At 34.5% G+C, this 14,927-nt stretch carries 9 protein-coding genes; 5 read left to right on the top strand and 4 right to left on the bottom strand.

The features are described 5' to 3' along the window. The first annotated feature begins 92 nt into the window (after nucleotides 1-92). The 3 genes from ALGA_RS02990 to ALGA_RS02980 are packed head-to-tail and all read left to right on the top strand — an operon-like array spanning nucleotide 93 to nucleotide 5,892. The gene (locus ALGA_RS02990) at nucleotides 93-3,287 is read left to right on the top strand and encodes a SusC/RagA family TonB-linked outer membrane protein (RefSeq protein WP_096427889.1); all 3,195 of its coding nucleotides are present in this window, start codon (nucleotides 93-95) and stop codon (nucleotides 3,285-3,287) included. Between the two features lie 17 nt (nucleotides 3,288-3,304). Beyond that, on the top strand, nucleotides 3,305-4,744 hold the full coding sequence (locus ALGA_RS02985) for a SusD/RagB family nutrient-binding outer membrane lipoprotein (protein ID WP_096427888.1): 1,440 nt from the start codon (nucleotides 3,305-3,307) through the stop codon (nucleotides 4,742-4,744). Between the two features lie 14 nt (nucleotides 4,745-4,758). After that, nucleotides 4,759-5,892, top strand: coding sequence for a hypothetical protein (locus tag ALGA_RS02980; protein WP_096427887.1), 1,134 nt, complete (start codon nucleotides 4,759-4,761; stop codon nucleotides 5,890-5,892). Between the two features lie 270 nt (nucleotides 5,893-6,162). On the opposite strand, the gene ALGA_RS02975 is transcribed toward ALGA_RS02980, so the two are convergent. From ALGA_RS02975 to ALGA_RS02965, 3 genes are all read right to left on the bottom strand, one after another. Continuing rightward, nucleotides 6,163-8,553: a TonB-dependent receptor plug domain-containing protein gene (locus tag ALGA_RS02975; RefSeq protein WP_096427886.1), complete on the bottom strand. Its 2,391-nt coding sequence runs from the start codon at nucleotides 8,551-8,553 to the stop codon at nucleotides 6,163-6,165. Between the two features lie 116 nt (nucleotides 8,554-8,669). Continuing rightward, entirely contained in the window at nucleotides 8,670-10,322 is a 1,653-nt protein-coding gene (locus ALGA_RS02970; protein WP_096427885.1) for a Zn-dependent hydrolase, read from the bottom strand. A gap of 299 nt (nucleotides 10,323-10,621) precedes the next feature. Then, nucleotides 10,622-12,745: an HD family phosphohydrolase gene (locus tag ALGA_RS02965; protein ID WP_096427884.1), complete on the bottom strand. Its 2,124-nt coding sequence runs from the start codon at nucleotides 12,743-12,745 to the stop codon at nucleotides 10,622-10,624. A gap of 189 nt (nucleotides 12,746-12,934) precedes the next feature. On the opposite strand from ALGA_RS02965, the gene ALGA_RS02960 reads away from it, so the two are divergent. Both ALGA_RS02960 and ALGA_RS02955 read left to right on the top strand, forming a co-directional pair. Continuing rightward, entirely contained in the window at nucleotides 12,935-13,729 is a 795-nt protein-coding gene (locus ALGA_RS02960) for a C40 family peptidase (RefSeq protein ID WP_096427883.1), read from the top strand. A 32-nt stretch (nucleotides 13,730-13,761) separates the two neighbouring features. After that, nucleotides 13,762-14,205: an NUDIX domain-containing protein gene (locus ALGA_RS02955; protein WP_096427882.1), complete on the top strand. Its 444-nt coding sequence runs from the start codon at nucleotides 13,762-13,764 to the stop codon at nucleotides 14,203-14,205. On the opposite strand, the gene ALGA_RS02950 is transcribed toward ALGA_RS02955, so the two are convergent. Next, nucleotides 14,185-14,832 carry a WbqC family protein gene (locus ALGA_RS02950; RefSeq protein ID WP_096427881.1) on the bottom strand — a complete coding sequence of 216 codons (648 nt, stop codon included), beginning with the start codon at nucleotides 14,830-14,832 and terminating at the stop codon, nucleotides 14,185-14,187. The genes ALGA_RS02955 and ALGA_RS02950 overlap by 21 nt on opposite strands. Nucleotides 14,833-14,927 lie beyond the last annotated feature (95 nt).

Below are 14,927 nucleotides of genomic sequence, written 5' to 3'. Positions count from 1 at the left end.
GTTAAAAGCGTTTTAAATGCTATTTTTATAATCTATAATTACCATTAACCATTTTGCATCTTTACTTAATTACTAACTAAAAAGTTTTTTTTATGAAAAAAATGATTGGACTATTTGTATTACTCATTTTTATGGGATTACAAGTAGTAACTGCGCAAAGCAAGCAGATAACTGGTACTATTACCAGTGCTGAAGATGGTCTGGGTATGCCCGGAGTATCTGTTGTTTTAAAAGGTACTACGATTGGTGCCAGTACTGATATTGATGGGCGATATTCCCTGGAAGCTAAATCTACAGATATTTTGTTGATTAGTTTCGTGGGAATGATTACTCAGGAAATTAAAGTTGGTGACAAAACCGTCATTAACGTTGTGATGGAAACTGAATCCATAGGTATGGATGAAGTTGTTGTAACTGCTTTAGGTGTTACTCGTGAGAAAAAATCCCTTGGATATGCCGTAACTGAGGTTAGTGGCGAAAGTATTAGTGAAGGCAAAGAATCAAACATCGTAAATTCTCTTTCTGGGAAAGTAGCTGGTGTTAGCATTCGTCAAGCAAATACAATGGGTGGATCTGCAAATATCCTAATACGTGGTAGTGCTTCGTTGATGGGAAACAATCAGGCTCTTTTTGTGGTTGATGGTGTACCTATGGATAATTCCAACACTAATACTGCTGACCAATCAAGTGGTCGAGGAGGTTATGATTATGGTAATGCTGCTTCTGACATCAATCCTGACGATGTTGAATCGGTATCTATTTTGAAAGGTGCTGCTGCATCTGCTCTTTATGGATCACGAGCTGCTAATGGCGTAGTTTTAATTACTACCAAGAAAGGTAAGAAAAGGAATGGTTTTGGGGTGACTGTGAATTCAGGTATCACTTTTAATACTATTAATAAAGAAACCATGCCTGAGTACCAATACGAATATGGTGCAGGTTATTCACCAGACTGGAGTTTTTCAGGTAGTGATGGCTTGAACGGCAATATTGTAGTTAATACTAATGATGATGCTTCATGGGGTCCTGCATTTGATCCTAATTTGCAAGTTGTTCATTGGGATGCATTAGATCCTAATGCTGATAATTATGGTGAAACAAGACCATGGGTTGCTCCAAAATCTACTGTTTACGATTTCTTTGAAACAGGTGTAAAATACACTAATAGCGTTGCCTTAACTGGAGGTAATGACTTCGGAAGCTTTAGATTATCATTTACGAATTCTGATGAAAGTGGTATTCTGCCTAATTCTTCGATTAAGAAGAATAGTATGTCTATTAAATCTGACTATAAATTGACTGAAAAGTTGAAGGCTAGTGCGAGTGCTAACTATGTTAACACAAAGGGTAAGGGACGTTTTGGAACAGGTTACGATGATAATAACCCGATGCAAAATTTTGCACAATGGTTTCAAACAAATCTAGATTTTGATAGATTAAAGAAAAACTATGAAAGAGGTGATGGTGGTATGTTAACGTGGAATGCTAGCAATCCAACTGATTTAGCGCCAGCATATGCTAATAACCCTTATTGGACTCGTTATAAGAACTACGAGGATGATGAAAGAAATAGATTGTTTGGTTATATTGCCTTAGATTATGAGTTGAACGATATGTTTTCTTTAACTTATAGAACTTCTATTGACTTTTATCAAGAAAGACAAAATGAAAGAATTGCTGTAGGATCTAATACTCAGTCAAAGTTTTCTAGTTTTGATAGAACATACTCTGAGTGGAATTCTGATTTGATGCTGAAATTTAAGAAAAGAGTTAATGATTTTAGTCTTAATGGTTTAGTAGGAGTTAACTATTTAGATAGAAATATCCAAACAATATCTGGTGAAACCTCAGGTGGTTTAGTTGTTCCTGGCTTATATACCGTTGCTAACAGTGTAGTGGCAAAGTCTCCAACAGAAACTCTTCTTGAGAAAAATACAAAATCAGGTTACGGTAGTTTTTCAGTCGGTTATAAGAATTTCGCTTATTTTGAAGGTTCTTTTAGAGTTGATCAAACATCTACTTTACCAACGAATGAAAATACTTATTTTTATCCTGCTGTTTCTGGTAGTTTAATCCTTTCAGAGTTGGGTGCTATTAAAGACCTATCTTTCCTTTCTTTTGCTAAGTTAAGAGCTAATTATGCTGAAGTTGGAAATGATACAAATCCGTATAATATAAGATCGGCTTATAGCCAGTATGTCAACTGGGGAAATAAAGCTTCTTTTTCTGTAAATGGTACTTTAAAGAATCCTGAATTAAAATCTGAGCGTACTGAAAGTGTCGAACTTGGTTTAGAGGCAAATTTCTTCAATAACCGATTTGGTTTTGATCTTGCTTTGTATAAGTCTAATTCTTTCGATCAAATTATGGATGTTAATGTTTCGACAGCTAGTGGATATTCACGTGCTTTTGTAAACTCTGGTGAAATTGAAAATAAAGGAATCGAATTGGGTATCAATATTAGTCCTGTTAAATCGAGTGATTTTAACTGGGATATGAACATTAATTGGGCTAAAAACAAAAATGAAGTTATAAGCCTATATAATGGTGTTGATAACATTCAGATTTTATCAGCATGGGATATTACTATGAATGCGACTGTTGGTGAAGCATATGGGGTTTTGAAAGGAACCGATTTTGTTTATACAAATGGTAAGAAAACGGTTGATGCTAATGGTTACTACACAAAAACTGCGGAAGATGATAAGGTAATTGGTAATATTCAGGCTGATTGGACTGGTGGAATTACGAATACCTTTTCTTATAAAGGTATTACTCTTCGAGCTCTTGTGGATATTCAAAAAGGTGGTGATATTTATTCTGTAGACCGTAAGTATGGTTTAGCTACAGGTTTATTTAAAGAAACTGGTGGATTGAACTCAAAAGGAAATCCTAAGCGTGATGCTGTTTCTGATGGTGGTGGTATTTTACATGCTGAAGCTGTTAATATTGATGGAACACCAAATACGACTTTTGCGAGAGCAAATTCTTGGGGTGGAGATCAGTATTATGGAAGAACACCAACTGCAAGATATATTTATGATGCTTCGTATGTTAAGCTTAGAGAAGTTGCTTTATCTTATACTATTCCAAAAAGTATCTTGAGTCAAACATTCTTCACTAAAGCTGTTGTTTCTGCAGTGGGACGTAACCTATGGATTATTCATAAGAATACGCCTGGATTTGATCCTGAAACAGGTCAGAGTTCTGGTAATGAGCAGGGTATTGCTAACGGTTCATACCCAACTACTAGAACGTATGGTTTTAATGTTACTTTAGGATTTTAATATTAAAGAAAAATAAAATGAAAAAAATAACATATTTATTATTAGGGATTTTTTCTACGATGGGAATTGTTTCGTGCGAATTGGAGGACAATATTGATCCAAAGCACGCAAGTGAGGTTCCTGTAGAAACCTTATTTACTACTGCTGAGATTGCTTTTGTCGATCAGTATAACAATATGAATGTAAATTATAACATTTCTCGTATGTTAGCTCAGTATTGGTCTGATGTTACCTATACGGATGGATCTCGTTACGATTTTCAGGATCGTGGTATTCCAGATACTTTCTGGGCAGAATTCTATCGAGATGTTTTAATGGATCTGGAAGAATCTAAGATTGTTATAGACAATGCTGGTTATGTTGGGGCTTTAGCTAATAAGGCTATAAACCAAAAAGCCATCATTGAAATTTTAGAGGTTTACACTTATTCAGTTTTAGCTGAAACTTTTGGTGATATTCCTTATAGTGAGGCTACTATTGGTGCTGAGAATTTTGCCCCAAAGTATGATGATGCTGAGACTGTATATCTTGATTTATTCGTAAGATTAGATGCTGCGATTGCTGCTTTAAATTCTAGTTTCGATTCATTCGGTGGTGAAGAGTTGTTATTTGATGGGGATATTGCAGAATGGAAAACCTTTGCAAACTCATTAAAACTGAGAATGGCTATGCGTATGGCTGATGTGCCAGCTTTTAACTCTCAAGCTAAAGTTGAAGCTGCTGTTGCTGCAGGTGTGTACAATAGCAACTTAGAGGGTGCCTTTTTTGAATATATTGGTACGGATCCTTATGTGAATACTATTTATGATGGGTTTGTAATTGATAACCGTAACGACTATTGTCCTTCAAATACTATAATTGATAAAATGGTTGCACTAAACGATCCTCGTCTTCCATTATGGTTTACTCAAAAGGATGGTGCCTATGTTGGAATTCCTTTCGGATTAGTTGATGGTGTTCCTTACAATAACTATTCTCAATTTACAGAACACTTTTATGACCCAAAACTTGAGGCTATCCTTTCTGATTATGCTGAAATGGAATTCTTTTTAGCTGAAGCTGTTGAAAGAGGCTGGAATATTAGTGGCACGGCTGAAGAGCACTATAACAATGGAATTACTGCTAGTATTCTATATTATGGTGGAACACAAGCTGAAGCTGACGCCTACTTAGCTCAAGCATCTGTAGCTTATGCTACTGCTGGAGGAACTTGGAAAGAAAAAATTGGTACTCAAAAATGGTTAGCGATGTATAATCGTGGTATCGAGGGATGGTCTGAATGGAGAAGATTGGATGCACCAACTTTAAATCATCCTGTTGGAATAGACTATGCTGATATTCCAACTCGTTTTCCATATCCTTATTCAGAAAAAAACAAGAATCCTAGTTACTATGATGCTGCTGATGCAATTGGTGGGGATACCGCAACAACAAAACTTTGGTGGGATAAATTCTAAAAAAGATAAAAACTATGAAAAAAAATATTTTAAAATATATTTTAGTAATGTTTCTTGGGATTACACTTTTCTCGTGTGATGATTTTGACCAGGAAATTAACTATTATGATTCCGTTAAATTGGATTTATCGGCTTCAAAGTTTACGGTTCTGGATTCAGAACTTGCTACTACAATCGATTTTGTATCAGAGTCAAAAACAGTTACAGATGTAGTTGTATTGATGGATGGAGCTTCTTTATACACTGGAACTGCTTCAAATAATACATTTTCATTTACTTTGCTTCGTTCAGATCTTGGATTGGATGCTATAGGTGATGCACAGCGTATTTATGTGAATGCAACAGTTGATGGGAAAGTTAAGGAGATGTACACAACGATTAGTATGACATCGGCCACTTCCATTAAGGATCCTTTTTATGAGGATGTTGATGAAGATGGAGAGGACATTGAAGTGTCTGACCCTATTTACGAACTTTCATCTGTTGTTAAGAATATCACTTATAAAGTTTCTCCTAAAACTTCGACTGTTGGTAATGTGAAGGCAGAAGTTAAGGTTGGTGAAGAAGGTACTTGGGCTGATCTTTGGACAAAGCCATATAGTGCTTCTGACTTAAACATTGGCGTTAAAGGATCTGATTACATGCTTGGAGATACTGTATTTGTTCGTTTAGTCGCTTTTGTTGGTACTTTTACTGATACTGTTTCAACTTCTTTTATGTTGAGCGAATATCTTCTTGGTGATGTAGCTGAAGGCATGGTTAATGTACTTAAGCCTGGTTATGATTTAGTTGGGGATTCAATTGCGGATGTTGCTAATCCGGAGTGTACGATTAAGTTTACAAGTAATTTTGCGCAGTTACATCAAGGGATTACTGCTCTTAATTCTACAGGTCTTGTTCTAATTACAGACGAAGATTTAATGGAAGAAGGTAATCTGCCACTTTTAAAAGTAGCTTATGATGCTGGTACTGTAGAGACTGTAATTGCTAATGTAACAGTTGGTGATAAGTACATTGTAAAAACAACTCGTGATGCAAAAGATTATTATGGCACTTTAGAAATTACTGCTGCTAATGATACTAGAGTTGAAGCTGATGATTTCGTTTCTTTTCATGCTGTTGTTGAAGAGTATGATATAGAAAAATAATAATCAGGATTTGAGGTCATTACTTTTTAAATGACTGATATTTTGAAATGCATATTGAAATCCAGTGGACTAAGGTTCACTGGATTTTTTTATTTCTCATATTTCCCAATGACATGAGGAACAAAAGAGTTAGCCTATTTTCTTTATAAGTGAAAAGGGAGTAAGAATGTTGTGCTAGGATTTATTGCAAACAATTGTTGCTCCTACAAATTCATTGTAAGGAGAGGATTAAATTATCATTTTAAAAGGCCTAATGATTTAAAGAGTTATTTACAGCCCATAAGAAACCCCTACTATAAAATTCCTGCCACTAGCACTAATTCCCGATGAATAGGGTCTGTATCGTTTATTAAGGATATTTTCCACACTTATATTAGCGTGTAGTTTAGTGTTGATCTGAATTTGATTGGTAAAGTTTAGAATTAACCATGCAGGGGAATAGGGCATCCCATTATTGTCCTTGGCATAAAGATAGGCTTTGTCTCTCTCGGAATCTGCAAGGTTTTCATAGCTGATTTCATCATTATATTCTAAGCTTAGTCTAGATGTCCAGTGTTTCGTTTTGTAGATGATCGATGTGTTTCCAAATATTGGAGGAACATGTCGAACCGGGCTGCCATCCTTGTATTTGCCTTTTGTAATTGTAAAACTAGAATTGGCTGATAAATGATCAGAGAACTTCAATATTGCATTAAAATTTCCACCCCATATTTTTGCATTGTCTGCATTTACGATGGATTGAATCGTACTTTCTTCACCATCATAAATTAGAGTGCTTTGTCCATCAAAGGAAAAATCTTTTCTGACCATAGCCTGATCTAAAAAGGAGTAGAATCCATTGAGATCTAGAAATAGTATTTTAGAGAAATTTTTGCTTAAGTTTATTTCAAAATTATAGACTGTCTCAGGTTTTAAATTTTGATTTGGAACCACAACTTTGCCTGGTTCCGAATCAAATACTTTTGCAACATCATCAATGTTTGGAGCTCTGAATCCTGATGTGGCATTTAGTTTAAGCAACCATCCTTTATCTGAAACATGGCTTAGGCCAATTCCTCCATTTAGAGATCCCGTAGTTAAGTTAAGATTGTCGAAGGGGAAATTGTAAAAGCGATTATCCAATTCAGATTTAATCCAAACCTGTGAATATCGTATTCCGGTGTTCATGGTCCATTTTGAGTTTAGTTTCCATTTTAAATTGGAGTAAAATGCCAAACTGGAGTACTTTGAATGATCAGGATAACGACTTGCAATTTCAAGTTTTTCATTAGAATCTATATCCATATTATTTCCGAGAGAATTAAGTTTGTTGTAAGTCCATTCACTCCCGTAGAATAGCTGCATGGAGGAATTGATTTGTTTTTCCGCATCAGCATTCACAGAATAGATGTTCAAATTCTCTTTTCGATTGGTAAGAGTTGAGGAACCAAATTTTCTGCTGTGTCGGCTCTCTTGATAATTTTGATAACCGGCTATTATTTTAAACGAGTTATACAGAATTGTCGGTTTGGAGTTGTTAACTTTCAAAGAATGCAATTGAAGTTTTTGCGGTCCGTAAAACCATTCAGCATATTTTAACTGATCGTCTGAATATTCAATTAGTCGGTCGTATCTCGGAATATTAGAAGTTTCTGAGTGTTGGAAATTGTACTGTATATCTAATGTTTCTGAAGCTTTAAAGCGAATTTTTTGTAATAGATTAATCTGAGAGTAGCCACTGTATTTTTGCCTCTCAGGATTACTGTTTTGAATGATTTCATCTACACCATTTTTACTGATAACATATTCCGGTCGTAAGTATTCAGATGGACCCTGTTTTCCCATTTTTAAATCCGAGAAATCGGAATAGCTAATACTGCCGGCAAAACTCAATTTCGAAGTGCCATAATTATATTTGCCGTGATTCATCATTTCGTTATTCGCAGACGAGTATCTGGATTTATACGAATAGCTTATATTTGGCGCTTTTGAAGTAGATAGACGAGGGGTAATGGTGTGAAAATCCATTACTCCACCAATTGCATCACTTCCATAAATAATGGAGCCTGGACCCAAAATTACTTCAGCCGATTCAAGACTGTTTGGATCAATATTGATTACATTTTGAAGGTTACCACTTCTGTAAATGGCATTGTTCAGACGAAGGCCATCTAATACAATGAGAACTCTGTTTGCTGCAAAGCCTCTAATCATCGGACTACCTCCACCCAATTGACTTTTCTGAATGTAAACTTGATTGCTCTCCTTTAGCAGATCGGCACTGGTTTGCGCAGTACTTTGTTTTATTTGTTCTTTGTTTATAAGAACAACTTTTAGTGGTATTTCATTGATGTTTTCTTCCCATTTATTGGCCGATATTACCACTTCGGATATGGGGACGATAGTAGATTCTAATGAGATAATAAATGAGTGATTTCGTATCTCGGAGAAATCAAGGTGAAGATTTTTATAGGATGGGTGTTGAAAGTATACCAGACCCGTTTTTGCGAATTCTGTTAAGCTTGCTTCCCCCTGATTATTAGTCACTGTAGAATTATTTGAATCAAAAATGTAAACATTTTCTATTGGCTTGTGAGTTTTATCATCCGTGATTTTGATTGTTTGAGTAAATCCACTCAGGCAATAAAAAAGAGGAACAATACAGAGAATTAGACGAATCATTTGTGTGTGAGTATCAGGATTGAGATTAAAACTCAAATATATGATAAATCTTTCACCTAAGGAATGGAAATGAAAAAAGGCAACTTAAAATGCCTTTTTTGTTGTTAGTATGTGAATTAATTATTGGAAATCATAACTTTTTCACCTTGATCATAAATAAGATCTTTAGGAACTTTAGCTCGTTGAATTCGATATAGATCATGCAGCAATCCATTGCGAATAAACCCCTTCTCATTAATTAATCGATCCGCAGCCTCATAATCACCATTTCCCTGTATTTCAAGAACCAATTTTGATAATGATTCAATGGCTTTTCTCATTTTGTAAACATTAACCTCGTAAGTGCCACTTTTTGTATTGTATTTAAAGGCTCCATTTTCTTCGAAATAGTAAAATCGAATCATGTTAGCCACTCCTTGTGAATCCTTTACTCCAAAACGAATAGATCTAAATACATCTGCCATATAAGTAACGTAATTATCCATTAACTGAATATCATGAATCTCATGCATATCATGAATTTTGCCAATAAAAAACATCCGAAGCACATCATTTTTTAATTCATTTATTACATTGTAATGTTGTTTTAAAGCTTCTTTCACACTTTCTTTTCCATTTATAGTTTGCGAAATTCCCAAACCATCGCTTATCTCATAGAAAATTGTATTTAAAAAGAACGATTTGAATAATACATGTTTACGCTGTTTTTCATCAATAACCAGATTCGTAATTGGCTGTAGAATTTGATCAAATTTGGCCTGCATTACATTCTTGAAATGTAACTTTTGGGTATAGCTTGTGTTGGAGCTACCAATAGGCAGGTTTAAACCAATTAGCTTATTACCTGCATTGCAATACCCCGAATTGTATAAAACATCGTAGATGGCAATATGTGTACCTTTGGAAAGAGTTTCTGTCTTGTACTCATCAGCAACAGGTAGGCTTTTTTGTAAGTAAGGAATTAGTAATGAGTATTTCTCAACATCCTTGGTCCATTCCTTGTTCCTTAACAAGATAAAAGCCCCATAGGAATATTTTGTCCAAATTAAATGATCCTCGGTATTTGAAATTGGTCCTGCAATAAAATCCAAAGGATTATTTTTTAATTGCATCCATAAATGATCACTTTTTTCGAAGTTGTCCGAAAGTAAATCTTCGGCACGTTGCAATAAGTAGTCTTTAAATTCTTCGGTTTCACATAGTAGAGAAGCACTTTTTAAGGCTGAAACAGCATCGTTTATTTGGTTTATGTAGGCTACATGGTATGGTAGTACTTTTAGCAATCCATTTTCAGCACGGGTTAGTATTGTAAAGGCACTGTATTTATTGTCATTTTTTAAAGCGAAGAATTCTTCTTGATTGATGTCGCTAGGAAAAAAACCGATGCCTAAGGGACGAGGAGGGAAATCATCGGTGAATGGAGTAAATCCATCTAATCGATCCCAAGGACCATAGTTAATCATTGCGTATTCTCTCATGTCAGGATCAGTAATCTCATTCAAAAGTTGATTTTTGTCGCCATATGCTTGAAGCCAATAAATTTCATCAATAGCATTAGATACTCGAATTAGTTGAGAAAAAAGCTTTATCTGATTTGGAGTAAGATTACTTAAGTCGGCAGAGAGCCTAACTTTTGCGTAATTTGTTAATTTTCGTTGCATCACAGAATCGTATTTTTCCTTTTCCTCAGTTTTTTTATTGGGTTGGCACGAAAAAGTAAATGCAATTGAAATGATGAGTCCAAATAAAAAAATGGTTTTCCGAATCATAATAGTAGGGTTTTGAATTTTAAATACTGTGATTAGCCTGTATGTAAATTTTAATTTGTCCCTTAATTGGTCAATACGGATAACTCTTCAAGTTGGTTTTGAAGATTACGACTACTGTTTATAAGTTACGAAAAAATGAATTGGTAAAAAAATAGAAATCGAGAAGGTGATATTGTTGCATTTAGCTCAATAGTAGGTTGTTGCGCTATCTCGATTAGGGGTGAGGTTTATCTGTAAGAATTCAATCTATTTTCACGTAAAAAAATAGATTGAATTCAAAATATGGATAAAATAAAGAATTATTTATTCTCCTTTGGATACTCAATTCGTGCATGATACACGTTGATAAGAGCATTTGTGAAAATTTCTTTAACCTGATTGATGTTTTTAAAGGTTATATCGGCATTTTGAAAGCGATTTTCAGCTATTTGCTTATCAATGATTTTATCTATAAGATTTCGAATAGTTTCAGGAGTTTTCTCTTTTAAACTACGTGATGATGCTTCTACAGAATCAGCCATCATTAATACCGCTGTTTCTTTTGTAAAAGGATCGGGACCTGGATAGGTGAATTTCTCCTCGTCAATTTCTTTGTCTGGATATTTATTTTTAAATGAGGTGTAGAAGTATTGAACTTTACCTGCACCATGATGGGTTTCAATAAAATCAATAATTAATTGAGGAAGCTTGTGCTTCTTTGCAATCTTCACTCCATACTTAACGTGATCAGTAATGATCTGAGCACTTTTATCAAATTCTAATTTATCATGAGGGTTTGAGTTGGTTAGTTGATTTTCGATAAAATAAGCCGGATGTTTCATCTTTCCAATATCATGATATAAAGCACCGGTACGAACCAGTAATGGATTTCCTCCAATTTTGTTGATCGCCGCCTCAGCTAAATTAGCTACCTGTAAGCAATGCTGAAAGGTTCCTGGCGAATGCAGCAGCAGTTGGCGTAAGAGTGGATGATTTTGATTCGAGAGCTCAATTAGTGTAACATCAGAAAGAAAACCAAAAAGTTTTTCGAAAATGTATATTAGTGAATATGAGAATGTAATGAATAAGCAATTGATAGCAAAGAACATGAAGTTTACCCATTTAATGTCAGCGATATTTGTTTCCTGAGTTAGGGCAAATGCGAAGTACACAATACTATAGGTTATGAAAGTGATTATTCCTGTTAAAACCAATTGTCCGCGACGCTCTAATCGAGGTAGACTATAAATAGCCATAATACCGGCGGAAAGCTGTAGAAATACAAATTCGAAGCCATTTGGGGCTAAAAATCCTGTAAGTAAAACAGTAATAATAAAAACAAAGAGAGCCGTTCTACTATCCATTAAAGTTCTAACAACTATCGTAATTAAGGCAAATGGGATAATGTAGATATTTATTTTAGGGAATTTTAGTACAAGAGTTGTAAGAGCAACATATAGAAGTACAAATAAAAGTATAAAAAGTAGTTTCTTATTATCATGCAAAATCTGTTTTCGAAAATTCCGGAGGTAAAGAAAGAGTAATACAATGCAAGAAATAATTAGCATGCACTGTCCAATGACTATCAGATAATGGTTCTGCGACGATCCTAGAATGTTTTCATAGTCTTTCTTTAGTGATTCTAAAACAACAAAAGTATGATCATCAATAATATCTCCAACCAGAACAATTCGGGTTCCCGATTCAACAATGCCTTTTGAAATAGAAACCATAGATAACATACTGGTTTTTACTTGCTCAGACATTGTTGCAGCATAAAATAAATTGGGTTGTAAATAGGAATCGATGTTTAGATCCTGAATGAAGCCCTGATAAGCAGCAGTGGGAAAATCTTTTTTTAATTGATTTGAAATATATTGGTATGCACTTTTAGGAGTGTAGATATACTTAATACTTACAACTTCGTTAAGATTATTTACAGATTTATTAATGAATTCGGGACGTTTAAAGCCTAAATCTTTTTGTTCATTTTGAAAATCAGTTATGCCAAATTCATAAATTTTATTAAGATTTAGAACGAGGTATTCTTTTAATCGATTGAATTGTTCATTTGTTGTTTGATTGGAATGATTCTCTTTTTTATATGAATCGGAATTTTTAAATTTGCTCCATTTTTTATCAAAATCGGATTTGAATTTATTCGTAACGTTAACAACTACTGCAGTATCCATTTTGAAGAAAGGATAGAATTTCTTCAAAATACTATCTTTCTCCTGTGAAATTTCGCTTGCTGTTTTTAGAATAGCAAAATCAAAAGGAGCAATTAAGGTTTCGTGCATCCATGGTTTTCCTTTTTGGTATTCGTATTTGAAGTTACCAACATTGGGAAACAATAGAGTGATAAGAATAATGGTCATTGATGTAATCAAAAACCTGTAGATATTATTTAAATTCTGTCGAATCCACCTGAAGTATTTATTCATTTCGGCTTTCTATTTGTGTTCGGTTTTTTTCTGAAATTCTGTTCATAAAAATAATGTAATATTTTGTGCTAGAAAACTATTCACCATTTCTTTTAGATGACCTATTTTATTGGCAATTTTGTGAAAGCAAATGTAAAAACATAATTTAATTCTTTATATTTGATTTGTAAGCTAAAAATAGAACAATAAATGAATTACGGAATTTCCGATCTTAGTATTATACCAGTCCGAAAAGAGCCAGCTGAAAGAAGTGAAATGGTAACTCAATTATTGTTTGGGGAACATTGTGAGATTCTGGAAGAGAATGAAAATTGGTCGAAAGTACGATTAGCTTTTGATAATTACGAAGGATGGGTTGACAGTAAAATGATTACTGGAATTGACGAAGCACTTTTTCAGGTTTTGAATAAAGAGCTTCAAGTTGTTGCTAATGATACCTTTAATTTGGTTTTTCAGGATCAGGATTATTCCAATAAACTGATTGTGCCAGGAAGTTCATTCCCTTTTTGCGATTTGGAGAAAAAATCATTTAAAATAGCTAATAAAAGTTATTTCTATCAGGGTAAAGTTTCTGAAAACTCCTATGGTGAACACTTGCGTGATTCCATCATCGAAAGTGCCTTAAAATATTTTAATGCTCCATACTTATGGGGAGGACGAACTCCTTACGGTATTGATTGTTCGGGTCTAACGCAAATTGTTTATAAGCTGAATGGCATTGTTTTGCCTAGAGACGCAAGTGAGCAAGTTATGGTAGGAGATACTTTGACCTTTGTCGAAGAGGCTCTGCCTGGTGACTTGGCATTTTTCGATAACGACGAGGGTAAAATCACTCATGTAGGTATTATTTGGGATCGACATAAGATCATTCATGCTTCGGGTAATGTTCGTATTGATAACGTCGATCACCAAGGGATATTTAATGTCGATAAAAAGCGTTACACGCATAAACTAAGAGTGATAAAAAGAATTATTCAGCAATAAGTTGTTCTCAAGATTTTTATTGAAATTTCAATATGTATACTTATCAATATCCAAGGCCAGCACTAACGGTAGATTGTGCAGTTTTTTGCAAATTCAATTACAAACTCTATGTTTTGTTAATTCAAAGAGCTAACCCGCCATTTCAGAATATGTGGGCTTTCCCCGGAGGTTTTGTTGATATGGATGAAGATATTGAGGTGGCTGCTTATCGTGAATTGAAAGAAGAGACACGCTTTGTTGGTTTTGGTTTAAAGCAATTTAAAACGTATGGAGGGGTAAATCGAGATCCTCGCGGCAGAACTGTCTCTGTGGTTTATACAGGTGTAATGGAATCAGAGGAATTGCCCCTTGTAAATGGTGCCGATGATGCAAAGCAAGCAAAATGGTTCGCAGTTGATCAATTACCACCTCTTGCCTTCGATCATGATCTAATCATGTCCGATCTCCTAAAACAGTTATCGTTTAGTAATACTTGATTCAAGATAGTTTAAGCTATCCGGTCCCAGATTAAAGATCAAATCCAATATACTCAGGTTTTCAATAAAACCAAATTTATCTCCAAATACTTGAGTGTATTTGTTCGCAATGAATGCATTGTCGGTTTCTGATTTTGATGCTTTTGGATGAATTATTTCCCGGAAATCATCAAACTCATTTGGGCCAAATTCAATAAAATCATCCGTGAAGTGAATGTTTGGTTCAATTTCCAGAATGCCGAATATTTCTTTCTGAATTTCATTGTTGTATTCGAGCAAATAATTCCACTTTTGAGTAAAGAAACGCTCCAAATCATCAATGTAATATTCATAAAAAGGAGAAGATTTGTAGGCTGCTTCTATTCCCTTCCAATGTAACTTCTGCCAATTAGTATCATGTGATATTTTTACATCCTTAGTAAGCACCTTTTTATTAGTCGCCTTAGCCACTGGAATTGATAGGGGTAAAACTCCATTAGCGCCCAAAATATTACAACGGTTTCTGTATGACTGCTTTGAGTAATTCTCCCATTGTTCAATTGTAATTTCAGGGTATTGAATCAACTTAGAATAATATTGAATGGGTGCAAAAAAAGAAGTTGCCAATAAGGCTTTCGAGTTTTTCATAGGGTATTTCGATGCTATTAATGCAAGACTACAAAAATAGAAAATATGGAAAAGAAAAAGACACCACATCGGGTGTCTTTTTTATAATTTTTATT

It is taken from the genome of Labilibaculum antarcticum (genome assembly GCF_002356295.1).
Taxonomy (GTDB): Bacteria; Bacteroidota; Bacteroidia; order Bacteroidales; family Marinifilaceae; genus Labilibaculum; species Labilibaculum antarcticum.
Note: the sequence above shows the minus strand (reverse complement) of the source record. Positions and strands in the feature narration are given on the sequence as shown.